The organism is Acidovorax sp. FHTAMBA (assembly GCF_038958875.1).
In the GTDB taxonomy this organism is placed as follows: domain Bacteria; phylum Pseudomonadota; class Gammaproteobacteria; order Burkholderiales; family Burkholderiaceae_C; genus Acidovorax.
The window spans coordinates 4,415,913-4,437,885 of sequence record NZ_CP152407.1 but is presented as its reverse complement, the minus strand read 5'-3'; the positions used below and the strand labels follow the sequence as shown (position 1 = coordinate 4,437,885).

The following is a 21,973-nucleotide window of genomic DNA, read 5'->3' as shown; positions in this document are numbered from 1 at the left end:
CAGCCAGCCGCCTATTGTGTCGCCAGGCTCAAATCCGCACGGGGTGTCCACTTTTCGGCTTGTTTGCCCGCTTTGGGCGCCGCCACAAACAGTCGCTCCACCGGCAGCTTTTGTGCCACCAGGTACGCGCGGATCGCCTGGCCGCGCTGCGTGGCCAGCTCGGCGGCCATGGCCTCGGTGGCGGGCTGGTGGGCCAGCAGCAGGGCTTCCATCTCGGGCACGGTGAGGTCCTTGGCCAGGCCGACCAGGTTGCGCGGCTTGGGCATGTCGGCGCGGCGGTACACCTCCTTGAGCAGGGCGGGGTATCCGGCGGCCGACACGGGGGCGGTGTCGCCCGGATTGGCGCGGCGTTTTTCGGCCAGCACCCGTTGTTGCAGGCTTTCGCGCTGCAGGCCTTCGCGCTCGTCCTGCAGGCTGGCCGTGCCGGTCACAGTGATCTTGAGCGCGGGGCGGTCGGCCAGGGCCTTGGCCCCCTTGTCCAGGTTCTGCTGCGCCTCGGGCGTGAGCGTGGCGCTGCCGGGGGCAAAGGGCACGTGGCTCATCTCGTCGCCCCCGCCCAACGCGCTGGCCAGCAGGCTGAAGGGCGAGGTCAGCGCCTTGCCGATGAGGTTGACGATGATCTTGCCGATCACCGGGCCGATGCGGAACTGCGGGTCGTTGAGCGAGCCGCTGATGGGCAGGTCCAGGTCGATCACGCCCTGGCGGTCGGCCAGCAGGGCCACGGCCAGCTTCACGGGCAGGCTGTTGGGCGCGCCCTCCACGGGCTCGCCAAAGGTCAGCTGGTTGAGCACCAGCCGGTTGCTGGCGGTGAGCTGGCCATTGGGCAGCACCTTGTAGTTCACGTCCACGCTGAGCTTGCCGCGCTCGATGCCATGGCCCGCGTATTTGACGGAATAGGGCGTGAGCGGGGGCAGCTCCAGGTCGCGCACCTTGCCCACGATGTCGAGGGCCAGCGGTTTGGCCAGCGGGTTGAGTTTGCCGGTGACTTCGAGCGATGCCGAGCCCTCGGCGCGGCCGCGCAGCTCCAGGTCGGCCAGCACGGGCTCGCCACCCGAGGCTTCGGACGAGAACGCGCTGAGCTTGCCGGTCAGATCGGACAGGTCGGCCGAGTAATTGGGCTTGATGAAAAAGTCGGAGAACGCTACCCGGCCATTGACCAGGCTCACGGGGCCAAAGGCCACCACAGGGGCCAGCGGGTCGGCCTGGGCCACGGCGGCGGTGGGTGCAGTGGCAGTAGTGGGCGCGGCCGATGCCGCTGTGGCGGGAGCCGGCGCGGTGGGGGCGACCGTGCTGGCCGCATTGGCCGCCCGTGCCTCGGCCGGGGTCTTGGCAATGTCGCTCAGGTTGATGCGGCCGGCCTCGTTGATGGTGACCCGGGCAAAAAAGTCCACCAGGCTGGTCTCCTTGACCTCCACGCGCGGCGCGGTGCCGGGGGCTGTGGCCACGGCCAGGCCGCGCAGGTTCAGGCTCTTCCAGGCCAGCAGTTCCTCACCCACCTGGGCCTCGGTCTTGGGGGTGAAGGCGGCCGTGCTGTTGGCCTGCAGTTCTTCCACCACGGCATCACCGCTCAGACGCAGGCTGACTCCTTTGTCGGTCTGCGCCAGGGCCACCTGGCCGCGGTAGCCCACATCGGCGCGCAGCAGTTCTACCGACAGTTGGCTGGCCAGGTAGCCGTCCAGTGCGTGCAGCGGCAGGCGGGTGGCGTCGAGCTTGCCCTGGGTGGCCAGCGGCTGCAGGGCCAGCGTGCCCTGGTAGTCGAGCTTGCCCGGCGCGGCCTTGCTGCCCTTGCCCGGTGCGGCGGCGCGGGCGGTGAGCGTGAAGGCTTCAGGTTTGCTGCCATCGGTGGCCAGGTTGCGGGCGGTGATGCCCAGGGCCGTCACGTCCAGCGCCACGGGGCGCGGCTGGGCGTTGTCGGCCAGCGAGACGGTGCCGCCTTGCACCGAGAAATCGGCCACGCGCAGCTTCCAGGGCGCGGCGTTGCTGGCGGGGGCTGGGTCGGTCGTTGCGCTGCCTTGCGCGGCGGGTGCCGCCTTGAGCCAGCGCTCGAACATCCAGCGCCCGTCCGCGCCCCGTTCCACCGCCAGTTGCGGCTGGCTGATGGCCAGGCGCTCAAGGTTGGCGGTGCGTGCGTCCAGAGGCACTTCGGCCCCGGCAATGTCGAGCTTGCCCAGGCTGGCCAAGGTGGTCTTGCCCTGCTTGACGGCCAGTTGCTCCAGCGCCAGGGGGCCCGCCTTGAGGGTGACGCCGGTGACGCCCGCCTGCGCGGCCTGTGGCGTGCGCGCTTGCCACAGCAGTCCCACATCGCCGCTGAGCTGGCCGGTCACCGTGGGCTCCAGCGTCTGGGCCAGGTAGGGTGCCGCCAGTTGCAGGGCCAGGGCGTTCAGGGTGGCATTGACCTGGGCCTTCTGGTCCGTGGCTTCGCCGGTGAAGCTGAGTGTGCTGCCCTGCAGGTTGAGCCCGCCTTTGAAGCTGAAGGGCTTGGCGTTGTCCTTGGCAAAGGGCAGGGCGACGTCGGCCGCATCCAGCGTGATGTCGGTGGCCTGCAGGGCGGCAGCGGGGCGCGTGGTGGCGTCGGCCCAGCGCAGGGTGCCCCCGCGCACCGCGACCGAGGCGACTTCGACCGCCCAGGCGGGGGCGGCTGTCTTCGCCTTGGCTTTGCCCGTGGATGCGGGGGGCGCTGTGGCGGATGCTGCGCTGGCCCCGGCCGCAGGCGAAGACGCCGGTTCAGCAGATGAAGTTGCCGCAGGTGCGGTGGTCGTGCCCTGGGCCGCCGCTGGCTGCGGGGCGGGCGCTGCCAGTTGCGCCAGGTTGACCTGCCCGTTCGCATCGCGCGTGGCGGTCACCACGGGCGCCGTCAGCTCCACATGCTGCAGGCGCACGATCTGCTCCAGCGGGCGCACATCGGCCATGTCGATCTTCAGCCGCTCATAGCTCAGCAGGTCGGCGCCCTGGCGGTCAGCGATGCGTACGCCGCTGGCTTGCACGGTGCCGGTCAGCTTCACGGCCATGCGCGGGTGCTGTTCGAAGGCCACCTTCACATCCGCATCCAGCGTGGCGCCCAACACCTTGACGGGCAGATTCGCGGGCAGGTAACCCAGATAGGGCGCGAGGTTCAGGCCCTGGAGCTGGATCTGTGCATCGGCATGGCCAGTCTGTGCAAACGGTGTGCTCTGGACAGACGAGTCAAACCGGCTGCCATCCAGCGTGAACGCCAGGTGGGGCTCCACCTTCACCTCCCGCTGCGAGGGCAGCGTGCTGATGAACGGCACTTGCAGCGCCAGCGCGCGCACCTCGTGGGTCTCGCGGACGGTGTTGTCAATGAAGTCGATGCTTCCGCCCGTCAGCGCCAGGTTGTACAGCGCCAGCCGTGCGGGGCCGGTGTCGGTCTCGGGTTCGCTTTGGGGCGCGGTGACCTTGGTGATGATGTCGTCCACGTCATAGCGGCCGTCACCCAGGTGGGTGATGCGCAGCACGGGGTTTTCAATGGTGAAGGCGTCCACCACGGGCGCCAGGCGCAGCAGGGATTGCAACTCGCCATCGGCATAGACGCGGCCAATGGTCAGCTGCGGGGGCGCGCCGTTGGCACCCGCCACGGCCACGTCGCGCAGCGCGAATTCCAGGCTCCAGGGCTCAAAGTCGATGCCACCCACGGTGACGGTGCGGCCCAGTTGTTCGGACGCAATGCGCTCCAGCGGCCCCTTGACCAGCGGCGGAATGGCCAGCCAGGTGACCAGCCACAGGACGATCAAACCCGCCAGCGCGCGGACGACAGGGCGGAACCAGCGGTGCTGGCGCAGGGAGGCAGACGAGACGGAGCGCAGAGAGATCGGCATGGCGGCAGGCAAAAGTGAGCGCCGCAGCCCCAGGAAGCCGGGTGCAAGAAGTCCAAAAAAGGCCGCGCGCGCGGGCCGCTATTGTCCCCGTTGTGGGTCTGGCGGGGTAAGCCATTGCAACCGGGGGCTGCGGCGGCTCAAGATTGTTGACATTTGAGGAGCGTGCTCGTCGCTGCGCTCACTGAGCAAAGCCCAGTACCACCCGTCGAGTCGTTGCGCTCTTTTTCTCGATTTTGGTCACCACGATGGCGCCGATCTCCGACGTGTTGGCCACATGCGTGCCGCCACAGGGCTGCAGGTCGATCAGCGGCGCGTTGTCTTCGCCACCGATGCGGATGGTGCGGATGCGCCCGGTGCCGCGCGGGGGCTGCACGCTCATGCTTTTGACCAGCGCGGGGTTGGCGTCCAGTTCTTCGTCGCTGATCGAGGCCACGGTGAGCGGGTGCGCAGCGGCCACCAGGGTGGCGATGGCGGCGGTCAGCTGCTCCTTGTCCAGCGGGTCGGTCATCGCAAAGTCCAGCCGCGCATAGTCGGGCGTGATGGAGCAGCCGTTGACCAGCTGCGGCACCACATGGCACAGCAGGTGGCTGGTGGTGTGCAGGCGCATCATGCGGTGGCGGCGCTCCCAGTCGATGCGGGCCGTGACGGCAGCGCCCGGCGCCACCTGCGCCAAGCTCTCTTCCTGCCCGGGGGCGGGGATGTGCACGATGTCACTGGTGGGGTTGCCTTCGGCGTCCTTGCCCTTGCGGGTGTCGGCGATGGCGATCTCGGTATCGTCGGCCAGCACCAGCACGCCGCTGTCACCGGCCTGGCCGCCGCCCAGGGGGTAGAACACGGTCTGGTCCAGCACGATGCCGGCATCGGTGACGGCGGTGATGTGTGCGCTGCATTCGCGCAGGTAGGCGTCTTGGCGGAAGAGATCTTGGGTCATGCGGTGATGGTAGCGGGACGGGCGGCGGCACGTTGTGTGCAACCCGGCGCTATGCTGGCCCGCATCCCCTGCTGAGGCTTTCATGAACGCACCTGCTTCCCACGCCGCCGCCACACCCCCTTCGCGCAGGGCGCAGCGGATGGGGCGGGTGCTGGACGGCCTGCTGCTCGCGCTGTGTGCGGTGCTGGTGGCACTGTCGTACTACGGCTTCACGCTGTATTGCGAAAGTTTTGGCTGCATGGGTCGGGGGCTGGTGTGGATGCTCTGGGCGGTCTTGGCCGCTGCCAGTGCTGTCGTGGCGCTGGGGGTGCGCGCGTGGCAGCGGCACTGTGGCCTGCCCACCCGCGCCAGCGGTGCGGCACTGGCGCTGCTGCTGGCACTGGGCGCGGGCCATGGTGTGTACTGGCTCATCACCACGGCGCTGCGATAGGGCGTGCGTGCGTGGCTTAGACCGCAGCTAACATCGCGGCATGACCGCTGCCGCCGTGCCCCCAACTTCCTCCGCCCTGGCCTTGCCCTCGCGCTTCTGGGCGGACCTGACCACCCGCGACTTTGCCGCGCTGCATCACAGCGGCCAAGCAGACCAGGTGGTGGCTGTGCTGCCGGTGGCGGCCATCGAGCAGCATGGGCCGCACCTGCCCCTGTCGGTCGATGCCACGCTGCTGCAGGGGGTGATCGATGCCGCGCTGCCGCAGCTGCCCGCCGATTTGCCGGTGCTGTTCCTGCCCCCGCAGAACGTGGGCCTGAGCCCCGAGCACATCCGCTTTCCCGGCACGCTCACGTTGTCCCCTGCCACGGTGATTGCGCTGTGGACGGAAATTGGTGAATGTGTGGCCCGCGCGGGCGTCAAGAAGCTGCTGATGTTCAACGGCCACGGCGGCCAGGTCAGCGTGATGGACATCGTGGCGCGCGAGCTGCGCAGCCGCTGCGATCTCATCGTTTACAGCGCCAGCTGGTTCAGCCTGCCGCTGCCCGAGTCGGTGGCGGGCCAGTTCAGCGCCCAGGAGCACCGCTTTGGCATCCATGCGGGCGAGATCGAGACCTCCATGATGCTGCACCTGGCGCCCGCCACGGTGCACATGGAGCACGCGCAAAACTTCCGCTCCACCTCCCAGAACCGGTCGGAGCGCTACGCCATCCTGGGCAACGGCAAAAGCGCCAAGCTGGGCTGGCAAATGCAGGATTACCACCCGGCGGGCGCCGTGGGCAACGCGGCTGGAGCCTCGGTGGACAAGGGGCGGGCGGTGGTGGATGCCGCTGCGGGGCAACTGGTGGTGCTGCTGCAGGAGCTGCAGGCGCTGCCGCTGTCTACCTTGGCGGACGGGCCCGGGCTGCGTTAAAGCGAATTGCTATAAATATAATAGCTATTGGCGCTTTATGCACGGGCGCCAGGGCCCGAAAAGACCAAGAATAATGCCCTCAGGCGTGCGTGATCCACTGCGCATGCTCCAGCTCGTTCAGGTGCGGCAGCGTGTTGAACGTCTGCAGCATCAAGCGCTTGGGCGCAATCGAGAACTCCGTCACCGCGCTGTTGCGGATGCGCATGTTCAGCGCAATCGTCACCTCGGGCGCCGTGCCCAGCACCTCGCCCACGGCCGTGGAAATGGGGCCGCCGCTGCTCACCAGCAGCACGTTCTGGCCTGCATGGTGGTGGCGCACATGGTCCAGCGCGCTGCGCACCCCGGCTGAAAACTCGTTCCATGTCGGCATGCCCTGGGGGCTGATGACACCCGCCATCCACTGCGCCAGCGCGTCACACAGAACACGAAAGTGCGCGCGGTAGCGCTCGGGAGTGTCGGCCGGGCCCAGGGGCTGGGGGTGGATGGCCGCGATCAGGGCGTGGCTGTCGTATTCGTTGAGTCCTGGTAACTGCAGTACCTCGGGCGCGGTCTGCAGGCCTTCGGCAATGCCTTCCAGCGTTTGCGTGTGGCGGCGCAGCGTGCCGGTGATGACCGCGTCGAACGCCATCCCTCGTGCGCGCCAGTGTTCGCCCAGGCGCACTGCCTGCTGGCGGCCCAGGGGGCTGAGCTGGTCGTAGTCTGCAGCGCCAAACGAGGCCTGGCCGTGGCGCACAAGGTAGAGGGTTCCCATGGCGCAGATTGTGGCTTTCGGTGTGAAAGCGCCTTTGTCACTGCGGCGACTTCGACCGTTGAGTCGTGCGCCATAAACACAACGCACAGACCGCCCACCGCCAGAGTTTTCTGCAGATCAAAAGTTTTGCTTGATGAAACTTGCAGGGACTGTTTTGACTGCTGGTGGGCAAGCGCATAGATTGATGACACACAAACAGTTTCATCGAAAGAAACTCTATCCATGCCATCCCCAGCACGTCCCAAAGCCGTCATCACCCATGAGCGAGGCAGCACCTCCTCCGTGGAGCGCGCGATGCGCGTGCTGCGGGTGATGTCCGAGGGCGGTGGCGTGCGCCTGACCGACATTGCAGCCGCTGCCGATCTGGACAAGGCGACAGCGCTGCGCCTGCTGGATGTGATGGCGCGCGAAGGCTTTGTGGCGCGCGACGCGAAGAGCAAGGAATTCACCTTGGGCCCGGAGCTCACGGTGCTGGGGGCTGCTGCGCTGCGGCGTTTTGACCCCCGCCCCCTGGCACGCCCGAGCCTGATGCGTCTGGCGGGGGTGTTCCAGGACAGCGTGGTGTTGTCGATCCGCAGCGGCGTCGAATCTCTGTGCATCGACGTCGAGGAAGGCACCTACCCCATCCGGGCCAACTATCTCAACGTGGGCAGCCGCCGCCCGCTGGGGGTGGGTGCAGGCAGCCTCGCGCTGCTGGCCTGGCTGCCCGACGACGAGCGCGAAGCTGCCCTGGAAACCCTGAGCGGGCAGCTCGAACGCTACCCGCGCATCACCCCGGCGCTGCTGCGCGAGCGCGTTGCGCAGGCACGGGAACGCGGCTATGCCGTGCTGCTGGATGTGGTCGTGGAGCGCATGGGCGGTATTGGTGTGGCCATCCTCGATGCCGAAGGCCGGCCGGTGGCAGCCCTCAGCATTGCCGCGCTGAACGAGCGCATTCTCACCCGCGAGGCCGCACTGGCGCAGGCGTTGCTGCACGAGGCCACGGTGTGCCAGGTGCGCTGGGCCGAGGCCACCCGCGCCGACCGGCGGGCACCCACCATCCACAAGGAGACAAAACGATGACTGCAGCGCTGCAAACGGCGTATGTGCGGGGGGCCGGTGGCACCCCGTTCGGCCGCCATGAAGGGCGCACTGCGCTTGATCTGATGGATGCGGCTGCAGCGCAGGCCATCGACAGTGCAGGCCTTGCGCGCCATGAAATCGATGGCGTGCTCTGCGGCTATGCCACCACGCTGCCGCACCTGATGCTGTCCACCCTGGTGTGTGAGCGCCTGGCGCTGCGCCCCCACTATGCACATGGCCTGCAGCTGGGCGGCGCTTCGGGCGCTGCCATGCTGATGGCGGCGCGGGATCTGGTGCGCTCGGGCCGCTGTCGCAACGTGCTGGTGCTGGGCGGCGAGAACCGCCTCACCGGCCAGTCGCGTGACAGCTCCATCCAGACGCTGGCGCAGGTGGGCGATGCCGACTTCGAGGTGCCCAACGGCGCTTCGGTGCCTGCGTACTACGCGCTCATGGCATCGGAGTACATGCACCGCACGGGCGTGACTTCGGCGGACCTGGCCGAGTTTGCGGTGCTCATGCGCGCCAACGCGGCCCGCCACCCCGATGCGCACCTGCGCACGCCGATCACGGTGCAGGAGGTGCTGAACGCCAAACCCATCGCCCGTCCGTTGTCGTTGCTGGACTGCTGCCCGATCTCCGACGGTGCCATGGCCCTCGTCGTGTCCGCACACCCTTCGGCGAGCGGCGCCGTGGCCATGGTGGGTGCCGGCCAGGCGCACCGCCACCAGCACCTCACAGCCATGGCGGACGTGATGCAGTGCGGCGCGGCCGAGGCGGCGCAGCGTGCCTTCGGCGAGGCAGGACTGGGCCTGGACGACGTGGACTACCTGGCGGTGTACGACTCGTTCACCATCACGCTGGTCATGCTGCTCGAAGAGATTGGCTTTGCGCCGCGTGGCGGCGCAGCACAGCGCGCCCGCAGGGGCGACTTTGCGCCCACCGGTGCGCTGCCGCTCAACACCCATGGCGGCCTGCTGTCGTATGGCCACTGCGGCGTGGCCGGTGGCCTGGCACATGCGGTCGAGGCCTGGCGCCAGATGACCGGGCAGGCCGGAGAACGCCAGATTGCGCCGCCGCGCACCGCCTTCATCCATGCGGACGGCGGCGTGATGTCGTCGCATGTCAGCCTGCTGTTGTCTCGCGAGGACTGAAGTGAGGCGACAACCCCCTGAGACGCTTTGCGTCTTCCCCCTTCTCTCACGCTGCGCGTGGGAAGGGGGACGCAGCCCCTCGCTGCGGGGCGGCCCTTGCTCGGCTGCCCTGGTTTGGGGCGCGCCAGTTTCATGCGCCCTGGGTGGCGCGAAGCACTAAGGACAACTGAGATGAACACCAACACATCCGCCGCACCGCGCCCCCTGGCCGCCCCCTTCACCGACGGCCTGCGCAATGGCGTGCTGCGCTACCAGCGCTGCACGGCCTGCGGCGGCACGCAGACGCTGGCGCGTTACGCCTGCCAGCACTGCGGCGAGCGCGGCAGCCTGCACTGGCGCGACGCCGCCGGCGCGGCCACGGTGTGCGCCGTCACCGAGGTGGCGCGTGCGCCGTCGGACGAGTTCCGCGCACTGGCGCCCTACACGCTGGTGCTGGTGCATCTCGACGAGGGGCCGCGCCTCATGGCCCATGCCACAGCGGGCGTGCACATCGGCGATCGCGTGCACGCCGGCTTCTTCGACCACCAGGGGCGCACGCTGGTGCGCTTTGCGCCTGCGCCCTAGCGCCCCCTCTCTTTCCTTTCGGTCCTTTTCATTCACCGGCATCCACAACACATCACCCAAGGAGACAAGCCATGATGAACACCTCCCTTTCCCGCCTGACGAGCCGCCGCCACTGGATTGGCCTGGCCTGCGCCGCCCTGTGCGCCGCCACCTCGCCGCTGGCATTTGCCCAGGCCTATCCGAACAAGCCGGTGAAGCTGGTCGTGCCCTACCCGCCAGGCGGCCCCACCGACATCGTGGCGCGCGCTGTCGCGCAGAAGCTGCAGGAGCGCCTGGGCCAGCCTTTCGTGATCGACAACAAGCCCGGCGCCGGCGCCAACCTGGGTGCCGAGGCCGTGGCCCGCAGCGAACCCGACGGCTACACCCTTGTGGTGGCCACCACGGCACATGCCATCAATCCGGCACTGTTCCCCAAGCTCAACTATTCGCTGACCAAGGATTTCGCGCCTGTCTCGCAGCTCACGAGCGGCCCGCTGGTGATCGTGGCCAACCCCGCGCTGCCGGCCAACAACGTGGTCGAGCTCATCGCATTGGCCAAGAGTCGCAAGGATGGCCTGAACTACGCATCGTCGGGCAACGGCCAGTCCACCCACCTTTCGGCGGAGCTGTTCAGCGCCATGGCCGGGGTGAAGATGTCTCACGTTCCCTACAAGGGCAGCGCCCCCGCGCTGACCGATGTGATGGGCGGACAGGTGGACTTGATGTTCGACACCATGCTGTCGTCGATGCCGCATGTGAAGGGCGGCAAGCTCAAGGCCCTGGGCGTGACCAGCGCACAGCGCTCGCCTGTGGCGCCCGAGTTGCCCACCGTGGCGGAATCCGGCCTGCCGGGTTATGAAGCCATCGCCTGGAACGGCCTGCTGGCGCCCGCCGGCACCCCCAAGGAGGTGGTGGCCAAGCTCAACGCCGAGATCAAGGCCGTGCTGGAAAGCCCGGATATCCGCCAGCGTTTTGACGCCCAGGGTTTTGCTGCCGCCTACAGCACGCCGGTCGCCTACGGCAACTTCCTGCAGGCCGAGGTCGACAAGTGGGCCAAGGTGGTGAAAGCCTCCGGGGCAAAGATTGACTGACCCCCTGAGTCGCTTCGCGCCTTCCCCCTGAAGGGGACGCCGCCAGTGCACGCAAGCAAAGCGCCGCCTGCACGGCTTGGCGACCCTTGCACGGCGGCCCTCGCCTGCGTCGCGCCGGTTTCACAAGCCGCACTCCATGAATAACCGAGACACACCTACTGCCATGCAAGACCTCCTGACTTCCGCTCTCAATCCGCGTTCGGTCGCCATCATTGGCGCTTCGGACAACATCCACAAGATCGGCGGGCGCCCGATCTATTACATGCAGCGCCATGGTTTCCAGGGTGCGATCTATCCCATCAACCCGTCGCGTGCGGAGATCCAGGGTCACAAGAGCTATGCCTCGCTCGGCGCCCTGCCCGAAGTGCCGGACCTGGCCCTGGTGGTGGTGGGCGGCGACAAGACGGTGGCGGCCGTGGAGGACTGCGCGGCGCGCGGCGTCAAGTCGGCCGTGATCATTGCCTCGGGCTTTGGCGAGACCGGTGCCGCGGGGCTGGAACTGCAGCAGCACATGGTGGCCAAGGCACGCGCGGCAGGCATGCGCCTGTACGGCCCCAATACCCAGGGCCTGGCCAACTTTGGCACCGGTGCCATTGCAGGCTTTTCCACCATGTTCATCGAGGTGCCCCCCATGGACGGGCCGGTGGGCATCGTCAGCCAGAGCGGCGGCATGAGCGCCATGACCTATGGCCTGCTGCGCGGGCGCGGCCTGGGTGTGCGCCATGTGCATGCCACGGGCAATGAGGCCGACGTGACGGTGGGCGAGCTGGCCCTGGCCGTGGCCCACGATCCCGATGTGAAGCTGCTGCTGCTGTACCTGGAAAGCATCGCCAACCCCGAGATGCTGGCGGCCGCCGCTGCCCATGCGCGCGAGCGCGACCTGCCGATCATTGCCATCAAGGCGGGGCGTTCGGCGCAGGGGCAAAAGGCGGCGTCTTCGCACACGGGTTCACTGGCCAACGAGGACCGCACGGTGGATGCGTTCTTTCGCCACCATGGCATCTGGCGCGTGCGCGACCCGCACGAGCAGGCGCGCGCGGCCCAGGCGTATCTCAAAGGCTGGCGCCCCGAGGGCCGCCGTCTGGTCATCATCAGCAACTCGGGCGCCAGTTGCGTCATGGGCGCCGATGCCGCTGACGACGAGGGGCTGCCGCTGGCCGAACTGGCGCAGCACACGCAGGACGCCGTGGCCTCCCAGCTGCCGGGCTTTGCCACGGCCAGCAACCCCATCGACATCACCGCGGCGCTGCTGAGCGACAGCGGCCTGTTCGGCAAGGTGCTGCCCGCCGTGGCGCAGGACGCGGCGGCCGACCTGTTCTTCATCAACATTCCGGTTGCGGGCGCGGGCTACGACGTGCAGGCTTTCGCGCGCGATGCCGCAGCGTTCGAGGCCACCACGGGCAAGCCGGTGGCAGTGGCCGCCTGGCAGGAAAGCGTGGCCGAGCCCTTTCGCGCGCAGGGCATTGCCACCTTCCCGAACGAGGGCGAGGCCCTGGGCGTGCTGGCGCAGGTGGCGGGGCACACGGCGCTGATGCGCCGCGAGCGCACCGCCTGGCCCACGCTGCCCACGGTGGTCGTTCCGCAGGGCGCGCAGGGCTTCCTCAACGAGGCCGACAGCCTGGCGCTGCTGGCACGCCATGGGGTGCCTACCGTACCCATGTACCTGTGCCGCTCGGCCCAGGAGGCGCGCAACGCGTTCGACGCCGTGGGTGGGCGCGCCGTGGTGAAGGCCTGCTCGGCCGAGGTGCCGCACAAGAGCGAACATGGCCTGGTGGCCCTGGGGGTGGCCAGTGCGGAGCAGGCCGGCGAGCTGTACGGACGCTTTGACGCCAAGATGACCGAGATGGGCGTGGCCCGTGACGGCGTGATCGTCGCCGCCATGCACAAGGGGCAGCACGAGTTCATGGTCGGCGCGCGCATCGACCCCGTGTTTGGCCCGGTGGTGGTGGTGGGCGACGGCGGTAAATACGTCGAAGCCCTGCAGGACGTGGCCGTGCTGCTGCCGCCTTTCAGCCAGCAGGAGGTGGTGCAGGCCCTGCGCACCCTGCGCATCGCCCCGCTGATCGACGGCGTGCGCGGCGATCCGCCGCTGGACGTCGCCGCCCTGGCCGACATTGCCGTGGCCGTGGGCCAGGTGATCGCCGGTGCGCGCGGCGCCATCGCTTCGGTGGACCTGAACCCGGTGATGGTGGGGGCCGCCGGTGAGGGTGCGGTGGTGGTGGACGCGCTGGTGGAATGCGCGGCCGCCGCAGGCTCCGGCGCGCAGCCGGTGGCGGCTGCGGAGCCGGCGCTGGCGTGATGGTGGGGGCGGACGGCACGGTGGCGCCAGGGCAGTGCCCGCGACTCGTTATGCTACTGTTTATATAGCTGGTGGCGCTTTACCCATAAGCGCTGCAGCTTGTTTTTTCCAATAATTTCTGTGGGACACCGAACCCCGAAGGAGAGCTTGCATGGATTTCCACCTGTCCCCTGACATCCAGGCGCTGCGCGACAGAACGCGCCAGTTCATCGCCGAGCAGGTCATCCCGCTCGAAAACGACGAGCGCCAGTCGTCGCACGGCCCCAGTGAAGCGCTGCGCCGCGAGCTGGTGGCCCGGGCCCGTGCGGCGGGCCTGCTCACGCCCCATGCTTCCAGGGAAATGGGCGGCCTGGGCCTGAGCCATGTGGCCAAGGCCGCAGTGTTCGAAGAGGCCGGCTATTCGTGGCTGGGCCCCACGGCGCTGAACATCCACGCGCCCGATGAAGGCAACATCCACCTGATGGAGGAGGTGGCCACACCCGCGCAGAAAGAGCGCTGGCTGCGCCCGCAGGTGGCTGGCCACATCCGCTCATGCTTTGCCATGACGGAGCCCGCGCCCGGTGCCGGTGCAGACCCCTCCATGCTGGCCACCACCGCCGTGCGCGATGGCGAGGACTATGTGATCAACGGCGTCAAGTGGTTCATCACGGGCGCCGAGGGGGCCGACTACGCCATCATCATGGCGCGCATGGAAGATGGCTCGGCCACCATGTTCCTGTCGGACATGGACCGCCCCGGCATCACGCTGGAGCGCAGCATGGACGCCATGGACGCCTGTTTTACCGGCGGCCACGGCGTGCTGCGTTTTGACAACCTGCGCGTGCCCGCCGCCGATGTGCTGGGCGAGATCGGCAAGGGATTTCGCTACGCCCAGGTGCGCCTGGCGCCCGCGCGCCTGACGCACTGCATGCGATGGCTGGGCCAGGCGCGCCGCGCGCACGACGCCGCCCTGGCCTATGTGCGCAAGCGCCAGGCGTTTGGCAAGCCGCTGGCCGAGCACGAAGGCGTGGGCTTCATGCTGGCCGACAACGACATGGACCTGCACACCGCGCGCCTGCACATCTGGCACACGGCGTGGCTGCTGGACCAAGGCGAGAAGTGCAACTTCGAATCGAGCCGCGCCAAGGTGGTGTGCTCCGAAGCGCAGTGGCGTGTGGTGGACCGCAGCGTGCAGATGCTGGGCGGCTCGGGCGTCACGTCCGAATCGCCGGTGATGCGCATCTTTACGGACATGCGCGCCTTTCGCATCTACGACGGCCCGAGCGAAGTGCACCGCTGGAGCATGGCACGCAAGCTGGTGCACCAGGCCGAAAAGGCGGAGGCAGCAGCGGCGGGAGGCGGGGCATGAGCGTGGATGCCTTGAGCCGATTCCGCCTGGACGGGCGCGTGGTACTGGTCACCGGCGCATCGAGTGGCCTGGGCACGCATTTCGCGCAGCTGCTGGCGTCGGTGGGCGCACGCGTGGCCGTGGCGGCGCGCCGCGCCGACAAGCTGCAGGCCGTGGTCGATGGCGTTGCCGCCGCGGGCGGACAGGCGCGCGCGCTGTCGCTGGACGTGAGCGATGCGGCCAGCGTGCGCGCCTGCTTTGACGAGCTCGCCAGCTGGGGCACACCGGATGTGGTCATCAACAACGCCGGTGTCACGGTCACGCGGCCGCTGCTGGAGCAAACCGAAGAGGACTTCGATCAGGTGCTGGACACCAACCTCAAGGGCTGCTGGCTGGTGGCCACCGAGGCGGCGCGGCGCATGGTGGCGGCGGGCAAGGGCGGCAGCATCGTCAACGTGGCCTCCATCCTGGGCGAGCGCGTGGCGGGCGGCGTGGCGCCCTATGCCATCTCCAAGGCCGGCGTGGTGCAGGCCACCAAGGCCATGGCGCTGGAGCTGGCGCGCCACCGCATCCGTGTGAATGCGCTGCTACCCGGCTACGTGGTGACCGACCTGAACCGCGACTTCCTCACCAGCGAGGCGGGCGACAAGCTGCGCAGCCGCATCCCGAGCCGGCGCTTTGGCGAGATGACCGACCTCGACGGCCCGCTGCTGCTGCTGGCCTCCGACGCCGGTGCCGCCATGTCGGGCGCGACGGTGGCGGTGGATGGTGCACACCTGGTGAGTTCACTGTGAGCGCCGCCGATTCGCTGCTGCAGTGCGTGCCCATGGTGCCCATGGTGCCACTGACGGACTACCTGCGCGCTCAGGGGCTCGCGGGTGACGAGGCCATCGCCGTGGCACCGCTCACAGGTGGGCAGTCCAACCCCACCTTTCGCGTCACGGCGGGCGATCGCGCCTACGTGCTGCGCAAGAAGCCGGCCGGCCAGCTTGCCGCGTCGGCCCACGCCATCGACCGCGAATACCGTGTCATGCAGGCGCTGCAGGGCAGCGACGTGCCAGTGCCGCGCATGCTGGCCTATTGCGAGGACGAGACCATTCTGGGCACCCCCTTCTACGTGATGGAGTTTCTGCAGGGCCGCGTGTTCATGGACCCGGCGCTGCCGGGCAGCACGCCTGCCGAGCGCGGCGCGATCTACCGCGAAATGGGCCGCGTGATCGCCGCGCTGCACAGCGTGGACCCTGTCGCCGTGGGCCTGGCCGACTACGGCCGCACCGGCCAGTACGTGCAGCGCCAGATCGACCGCTGGTCGCGCCAGTGCCGGGCACTCTCGGTGCCGCTGGACGACGACATGCGCAAGCTCATGGACTGGCTGCCGGCACATGTGCCGCCGGGCGACGAGACCACGCTGGTGCACGGCGATTACCGCATCGACAACCTGGTGTTCCACCCCAGCGAGGCGCGCGTGATCGGTGTGCTGGATTGGGAGCTCTCCACGCTGGGCCATCCGCTGGCCGACCTGGCCTACCACTGCATGGCCTGGAATGTGCCGCCCGCGCTGTGGCGCGGCATGGGCGGGCTGGACCTGCCCGCGCTGGGCATTCCCACCGAAGCGCAGTACCTGGCTGACTACAGTGCGGCCACCGGCCGTGACGTGCAGGGTCACTGGTCGTTCTACATGGCCTACAACCTGTTTCGCATGGCGGCCATCCTGTATGGCATTGCGCAGCGGGCGGCCGACGGCAGCGCTGCTTCGGCCGACGCCGAGGAAACCGGGCGCAAGGCCGGGCCGCTGGCCCGGCTGGGATGGGAGTGGGCCCAGCGCCCTGGCGAATAGCCTCGCACTTTGCGCTGCGCCGGTCCGCGGACCGGCGCCGCGAGGTTTCTCATTCCGGCGTGATCCCCGCGGCATGGATCAGGCTGCGCCATTTGCCGATCTCGCTGCGTGTGAACTCGTCCAGCTGGGCGCTGGTGCTGCCTTCGACGGTGAAGCCCAGGTCGGCAAACCGGGCGATGACTTCCTTGGATTGCGTGAACCGCACCACCTGCTGATTCAGTGTCTGCAGCACCGGCGCGGGCGTCCCTGCCGGGGCGTACACGGCAATCCAGTAGCTCAGGTCGAAGTTGTCCATGCCCGGTGCGCTGGCCAGGCTGGCCACGCCGGGCAGCAAGGGATGCGGCTGCGCGCTGGTGACGCCCAGCGCCTTGAGCTTGCCGCTGCGCAGGTGCGGCAGCGCGGACTGGATATCCACAAACAGGCTGGATGTCTGTCCGCCCATGACGTCGCTGAGCGCAGCCGGGCCGCTCTTGTAGGGGACGTGGATCAGGTCCAGCTTGGACTTGAGCGCCAGCGTGGCCCCGCTGATGATGCCGGAGCTGTTGGCGCTGCCGTAGCTCACCTTGCCGGGGTTCTTCTGGGCATGGGCCACGAACTCGGCGAGCGTGCTGAAGGGCGCATCCGCGCGCGTAGCCAGCACGAAAGCGCCTTTGCCCAGCAGCGAAATGGGCGCGAAGTCCTTCTGCGGATCGTAGGGAATGGACTTCATCAGGCTGAGGTTGGAAGCCTGGGTGGTGTTGGTGGTCACGAGCAGCGTGTAGCCGTCGGCGCGGGCCTTGGCGACGGCGTCGGCCCCGATGGCACCATTGGCGCCCGCACGGTTGTCCACCACGACGGGCTGCTTGAGCGCGTCTGCAATGTGCTGGCCCACCAGCCGCGCAATCGTATCGGTCGCTGTACCGGCAGCAAACGGAACGATGACGCGCACGGCCTTGTCGGGATAGGCCTGCGCGTGGGCGGGCAGCGCTGCACCCATCACAGGGGCCAGCAGGAATGCCAGCGTGGCGCGGCGGTTGATGCGATTCATGAACAGGGGCATGGATGTCTCCTTCAGACAAGGGGATGGAAATGTGCGCAGAAAGCGCCTGGCTCTGTGGCCGCGGATGAAAAAAAGGGGAGGCTGCTGTGTTTCAGGCGACCTGTCGCCGCTGGTGGTAGGCCAGCTTGTCCGGGTCCAGGGTGGCGCCGAACCCCGGGCCGTCGGGCACGCAAAGGGCGAAGTCCTCATAGCGCAGGGCGCTGGTGGCCACGTCGTCCACCAGCAACTGGGGGCCAAACAGCTGGCACCCCCATTGCAGGTCGGGCAGCGTTGAATACAGCTGTGCGCAGGCTGCCGTGCCGATAGCCCCTTCGATCATGGTGCCGCCAAAGAGGGCGAGGCCTCCTGCACTGGCAATCTGGGCGATCTGCGCGGTGCGCAGCAGGCCGCCATGTTTGGACACCTTGATGGACAGGGCATCGCACGCATGGGTGCTGGTGTAGGCCAGGGCGTCCTGCGGGGTGGCCACCGCTTCGTCTGCCATCACGGTGATGGGGCTGGCGTGTGTCAGGCGGCGCAGGGCGTCGATGCTGGCGGCGTGCACGGGCTGCTCCACCACTGCGATGCCGCCCGCGTGCAGGGCCGGGATGGCCCAGCGCGCCGTGGCCTCGTCCCACGCCTGGTTGACATCGACGCGCACCGTGGCCGCCTCGGGAAGTGCATCACGTATCGCCACGGCGCGCCGCACATTGTCGCCCGGGTCACCGGTGCCGATCTTGACCAGGAAATGCCGGTGTGTGCGCTGCTCCAGCTTGTGCCGCGCCTCGCGCAATTCCTGCTCCAGGTCGCCGCTGGCCAGCACCCACAGCATTTCCAGGCGATCGCGCACCGCACCGCCCAGCAGGGCCGCGCTGGAGACATTGAGCGCGCGTGCCGTGATGTCCACGCAGGCCATCTCCAGCGCCGCCTTGCAGGGCAGGTTGCCCTTGATCGCGCGGTCCATGAGGCCGATGGCATGCCAGAGCCGGCGCGGATCCTGGCCCATGAGCACGGGGGCCAGAACTTCGTCGATGACGGCCTTGGCTGACCCGGCGCTGATTTCGTTGTAGCCCGTGATCACCGACAGCTCTCCCAGCCCCGTCACGCCCTCGTCGGTGTGCATCTGCACGATGACCAGGGTGTGGCCGGCCATGGTGGCCATGGCCAGCCGGTGCATGCGATGCAGGCGCAGATCGACGATGGTGCTGGTGACGCCCGTGATCTTCATGCCCTGGCCTGTTCTGCGGTGGGCAGCAGGCGGCGCTGCTGCAGCCGGCCGAACCACTTGCGAAACATGTCTTCGGTATCGATGCAGGCCGCAAAACCCGCCTGGCGGATCTTCACCGAACTCATGAGCACCGGCGGCAGCGGGCCCTGCTTGCCATGGTTCATCTGGAAGTCGGCATAGGTGGCGCCCTGGCCGATGAAGGCCATCAGGTCGCGGGGCGCGTCCAGCCGGTATTTGTCCACGATGCGCTCCCAGGCCTGCTGCTGCCGCGGAAGGCTCTCGCCCAGGGACTGCGGCTCGGGATCGCCCATGGGCATGCCCAGCGCGTCGGCAATGACGGGCCAGACGTTTTGCCAGACGAACACGTCGCCGTTTTCCAGGTTGAAGGTTTCGTTGCGTGCGTTGGGTGACTCTGCAGCCCAGGCACAGGCCTGGGCGATCAGCTCGGCGTCGATGGCCTGGTTCACGCGGGCCGGGCCGCCGGGGTAGGCCAGCGGCAGTCCCTGCTCGTGGCGCAGCCAGGCATACACGCCGATGGCGGGGATCGGGTTCATGTTGCTGCCCGCGGCCTCGCCGAACACGATGCGCGGGCGCATGATGGTGAAGTGCCATGCGTCGCCCGAGCGGGCCTGGCGCTCGCGCAGGAAGTCCTCCTGTAGCCAGTAGAAATTTTCGTGCGGGTCGCGCGGCCAGCGTTCGCGCGCGGGCACGGCGATCTCGGGGTGGATGTGCACGCCATAGGCCTTGCCGCCCTGCATGATGGTGACGTGGCGCAGTGGGCTGCCAGGGCGGTCCAGTGGCTCGATGACGTTGCGCAGCATGGCGAGGTTGACCTGCATCTGTTCTTCGTCGCGCCATCCGCCCACCAGACCCCCGGGCTTTTCATACACGGCGGCATACACCACATGGGTGATGTCGTCGCGCCCACCCAGGGCGGCGGCGCACGCAGCACTGTCCTGCAGATCCAGCTGCAGGGCCTGGGCGCCGGGCGGCGGCGTAATGGGCCGGCGGGCCACGCCAATGGCGCTCCAGCCCGGCAAGCTGGCAAAGTGGTGCAGGCAGGCCTGTCCCACCACGCCCGTTGCGCCCACGATAAGGGCCGTCTGCTGGGGTGTCGTCATGGCCGGCCCGTCCTTACTTCTTGATCATCGGGCACTTGGACTGCGCCAGCGGCAGGAATGCCTTGTCGCCCGGCACCGTTGCCACCAGCTTGTAGTAGTCCCACGGATATTTCGAATCGGCCTGCGACTTCACCTCGAACAGGTACATGTCATGCACCATGCGGCCGTCCTCCCGGATACGGCCGTTCTTGGCGAAGAAGTCGTTGATGGGCGTGGCCTTCATCTGGGCCATGACCTTGGCCGTGTCGTCGGTCCTGGCGGCCTGCACGGCCTTGAGGTAGTGCATGGTGGAGGAGTAGGCGCCCGCCTGGCTCATGTTGGGCATCTTCTTCATCTTCTCGAAATAGCGCTTGGACCAGGCCCGGGTTTCCTCGTTCATGTCCCAGTAGAACGCTTCGGTGAGCATCAGGCCGCCGGCGGTGCGCAGGCCGATGGCGTGGATGTCGTTGATGTACATGAGCAGGCCTGCCAGCGTCTGCTTGTTCTTGCCCTGCGTGAGGCCGAATTCGCGTGCGGCCTTGATGGTGTTCACGGTGTCGCTGCCGGCGTTGGCCAGGCCGATCACCTGCGCCTTGCTGTTTTGTGCGCTCAGCATGAAAGAGGCGAAATCCGTGGCCGCGATGGGGTGCTTGGCAGCGCCCAGAACCTTTCCGCCCTGGGCGGTCACCACAGCACTGGCCTGGTCCTGCAGACTGTGGCCGAAGGCGTAGTCTGCCGTGATGAAATACCACTCCTTGCCGCCACGCTGCGTGATCGCGCTGGCGGTGACATTGGCCAGCGCATAGGTGTCATACACGTAGTGCACGGTGCTGGGCATGCACAGGTCGCCGGTGAGCCGGTCGGTGCCCGGGCCGTTGAAAACGATGACCTTCTGCTTTTGTTTGGCCACTTCCAGTACGGCCAGTGCGGGGGCGGAGACGGCGACATCCATGATGGCGTCCACCTTGCCGGTATCGAACCATTCACGGGCCTTGTTCGCCGCGATGTCGGCCTTGTTCTGGTGGTCCACCACCAGCAATTCGATTTTCTTGCCCAGTACCTGTCCGCCGAAGTCGTCGATGGCCATCTGGATGGCGGCTGCGCTGCCCGGGCCGGTGATGTCGGCAAATGGTCCGCCCAGGTCCGTCAGGATGCCAAGGCGAACGATGTCGTCGGAAATGCTGGTGTCCTGCGCCGGCGCGGTGAGGCAGGTGGCGGCGAGTGTGGCGCCAAGCAAGGCGGCCCGGCAGGCTTGCTGCAGGGCGGTACGGGGGGTGCGGGGGAAGGGCGTGATGCGTTTCATGGTGTCTCCTTGGGCGTTTGGGAAGGGTTCGGTCATCAAAGCGTGGCGATGGGCGTGACGGGTGAGCCGACCGCACCCGGCAGGCGCAGCGGCGCAGCGGTGAGCAGAAAGCGTGTGCGGCCACGTGCGTGCAGTGCGTCGGCGAGTTCGTCGAGGTACCACAGCTCACCCAGTGGCAGCCCCAGCTTGAACAGACAGTGCTCATGCAGGGGTACCACGGCGTACGGGGAACCGTCCTGAGGCACGCGTGTGGGTGGGTGGCGCTCGACGGCATAGTTGTCTGCCACCAGTGCGGCGATGCCACTGTCGGTGATCCACTGCAGCAGTTGCGGGTCGCTGCCGTCCAGGGCTGCGCAGCTGTGGTGCAGCCGGTGGGCATCAGGCTGGCCCTGCATGGACAACACGAGGCCTGCAAAGCCGGTGCGCAGCAGCAACATGTCACCCGGCTCCACCGTGGCACCGCACTGCGCCATGGCGTTCATCAGCTGGTCGTAGCCGATGTCCTGAAAGTCGGTGCCGTAGACGCGGGCCAGGTCCACCAACACCGCGCGACCCTGCATGCCTTTCCTGGCGAGGTTTTCCACACCCAGGGCGCGCGCCACGCTGGCGTCGGCGGGTCGGCCCGCGCAGCACACGGGGCGGTACGGCCCGGGAGCGCCGTCGGCGTCGCGCGCGGGCAGCCCGTGGTCGACAGGGCCCAGCACATGTTCGTGGCCGCGGTAGCCGTTGTAGTAGGTGGTGCGCAGCTGGCCGTCGCCCTCAGTGTCGAAGAGCGAGCCCACATGGGCCAGCGAATCCCACTGGGTGGAGTACTGCAGCGACAGCAGCACCTGGTCGTCGCTGATCACGTCGGTGGCGCCCGCATAGACGTGGCCGAGCGGGAAATTGACGTAGGGCCGATCGCCATTGCGGGTGGGCGACAGGCGCGGCGGATGGCGCCTTGCATTGAGCGCATTTCCGCCCGGAAGGTCCAGCGGCAGCGAGAGACACAAGCTGATGCCTTCGCGCACTTCCTGTACGCCCTTGAGAACCTGCTCCGGCCCGATGAGGTTGGCGCGCCCCAGTTGGTCGTCGGGTCCGAACTCGCCCCAGTTAGAGCCTGGAGGGCGTTGTTTCCATCGCATGGTGTCGTCTCCTGCCGCAGGTGGCTGCGGATGGG

General features: G+C 68.1%; 18 protein-coding genes. 10 read left to right on the top strand and 8 right to left on the bottom strand.

Annotated elements, in window-relative coordinates:
- Positions 1 to 11: 11 nt before the first annotated feature.
- The gene (locus tag AAFF19_RS20685; protein ID WP_342720908.1) at positions 12 to 3,833 is read right to left on the bottom strand and encodes a DUF748 domain-containing protein; all 3,822 of its coding nucleotides are present in this window, start codon (positions 3,831 to 3,833) and stop codon (positions 12 to 14) included.
- Between the two features lie 178 nt (positions 3,834 to 4,011).
- The gene (locus AAFF19_RS20680; protein ID WP_182120159.1) at positions 4,012 to 4,764 is read right to left on the bottom strand and encodes an alanyl-tRNA editing protein; all 753 of its coding nucleotides are present in this window, start codon (positions 4,762 to 4,764) and stop codon (positions 4,012 to 4,014) included.
- Between the two features lie 82 nt (positions 4,765 to 4,846).
- Here AAFF19_RS20680 and AAFF19_RS20675 point away from each other — a divergent pair, with 82 nt between their 5' ends.
- The gene (locus tag AAFF19_RS20675) at positions 4,847 to 5,194 is read left to right on the top strand and encodes a hypothetical protein (protein ID WP_246330992.1); all 348 of its coding nucleotides are present in this window, start codon (positions 4,847 to 4,849) and stop codon (positions 5,192 to 5,194) included.
- A 40-nt stretch (positions 5,195 to 5,234) separates the two neighbouring features.
- Positions 5,235 to 6,104 carry a creatininase family protein gene (locus AAFF19_RS20670; RefSeq protein WP_182120160.1) on the top strand — a complete coding sequence of 290 codons (870 nt, stop codon included), beginning with the start codon at positions 5,235 to 5,237 and terminating at the stop codon, positions 6,102 to 6,104.
- A 79-nt stretch (positions 6,105 to 6,183) separates the two neighbouring features.
- Here AAFF19_RS20670 and AAFF19_RS20665 read toward each other — a convergent pair whose 3' ends face one another.
- Complete coding sequence (locus tag AAFF19_RS20665) at positions 6,184 to 6,855, bottom strand: histidine phosphatase family protein (protein ID WP_182120161.1); 672 nt, start codon at positions 6,853 to 6,855, stop codon at positions 6,184 to 6,186.
- A gap of 222 nt (positions 6,856 to 7,077) precedes the next feature.
- On the opposite strand from AAFF19_RS20665, the gene AAFF19_RS20660 reads away from it, so the two are divergent.
- From AAFF19_RS20660 to AAFF19_RS20625, 8 genes are all read left to right on the top strand, one after another.
- Entirely contained in the window at positions 7,078 to 7,917 is an 840-nt protein-coding gene (locus tag AAFF19_RS20660) for an IclR family transcriptional regulator (RefSeq protein ID WP_182120162.1), read from the top strand.
- Positions 7,914 to 9,068, top strand: coding sequence for a thiolase family protein (locus AAFF19_RS20655; RefSeq protein ID WP_182120163.1), 1,155 nt, complete (start codon positions 7,914 to 7,916; stop codon positions 9,066 to 9,068). Before AAFF19_RS20660 ends, AAFF19_RS20655 begins: the two co-directional genes overlap by 4 nt.
- A 171-nt stretch (positions 9,069 to 9,239) precedes the next feature.
- Positions 9,240 to 9,632, top strand: coding sequence for an OB-fold domain-containing protein (locus AAFF19_RS20650; RefSeq protein WP_182120164.1), 393 nt, complete (start codon positions 9,240 to 9,242; stop codon positions 9,630 to 9,632).
- Between the two features lie 71 nt (positions 9,633 to 9,703).
- A complete protein-coding gene (locus AAFF19_RS20645) occupies positions 9,704 to 10,702 on the top strand; it encodes a tripartite tricarboxylate transporter substrate binding protein (protein ID WP_182120165.1) in 999 nt (332 codons plus the stop codon).
- A 163-nt stretch (positions 10,703 to 10,865) separates the two neighbouring features.
- Positions 10,866 to 13,001 (top strand): acetate--CoA ligase family protein, encoded by a 2,136-nt coding sequence (locus AAFF19_RS20640; protein ID WP_182120166.1) that lies wholly within the window; start codon positions 10,866 to 10,868, stop codon positions 12,999 to 13,001.
- Positions 13,002 to 13,152: 151 nt separating this feature from the next.
- Positions 13,153 to 14,349, top strand: coding sequence for an acyl-CoA dehydrogenase family protein (locus AAFF19_RS20635; RefSeq protein ID WP_182120167.1), 1,197 nt, complete (start codon positions 13,153 to 13,155; stop codon positions 14,347 to 14,349).
- Positions 14,346 to 15,122 (top strand): SDR family oxidoreductase, encoded by a 777-nt coding sequence (locus AAFF19_RS20630; RefSeq protein WP_182120168.1) that lies wholly within the window; start codon positions 14,346 to 14,348, stop codon positions 15,120 to 15,122. The genes AAFF19_RS20635 and AAFF19_RS20630 overlap by 4 nt, the downstream gene beginning before the upstream one ends.
- A 32-nt stretch (positions 15,123 to 15,154) precedes the next feature.
- Entirely contained in the window at positions 15,155 to 16,165 is a 1,011-nt protein-coding gene (locus AAFF19_RS20625; protein ID WP_182120213.1) for a phosphotransferase family protein, read from the top strand.
- A gap of 49 nt (positions 16,166 to 16,214) precedes the next feature.
- Here the strand turns inward: AAFF19_RS20625 and AAFF19_RS20620 are convergent, their stop codons facing one another.
- The 5 genes from AAFF19_RS20620 to AAFF19_RS20600 form a co-directional block, all read right to left on the bottom strand.
- On the bottom strand, positions 16,215 to 17,204 hold the full coding sequence (locus AAFF19_RS20620) for a tripartite tricarboxylate transporter substrate binding protein (protein WP_246330994.1): 990 nt from the start codon (positions 17,202 to 17,204) through the stop codon (positions 16,215 to 16,217).
- Positions 17,205 to 17,295: 91 nt separating this feature from the next.
- Positions 17,296 to 18,411: a muconate/chloromuconate family cycloisomerase gene (locus AAFF19_RS20615; protein WP_182120169.1), complete on the bottom strand. Its 1,116-nt coding sequence runs from the start codon at positions 18,409 to 18,411 to the stop codon at positions 17,296 to 17,298.
- On the bottom strand, positions 18,408 to 19,532 hold the full coding sequence (locus AAFF19_RS20610; protein WP_182120170.1) for an SDR family oxidoreductase: 1,125 nt from the start codon (positions 19,530 to 19,532) through the stop codon (positions 18,408 to 18,410). The genes AAFF19_RS20615 and AAFF19_RS20610 overlap by 4 nt, the downstream gene beginning before the upstream one ends.
- 13 nt (positions 19,533 to 19,545) lie before the next feature.
- On the bottom strand, positions 19,546 to 20,814 hold the full coding sequence (locus AAFF19_RS20605) for an ABC transporter substrate-binding protein (protein ID WP_182120171.1): 1,269 nt from the start codon (positions 20,812 to 20,814) through the stop codon (positions 19,546 to 19,548).
- Between the two features lie 35 nt (positions 20,815 to 20,849).
- Positions 20,850 to 21,938, bottom strand: coding sequence for a cyclase family protein (locus tag AAFF19_RS20600; RefSeq protein ID WP_182120172.1), 1,089 nt, complete (start codon positions 21,936 to 21,938; stop codon positions 20,850 to 20,852).
- Positions 21,939 to 21,973 lie beyond the last annotated feature (35 nt).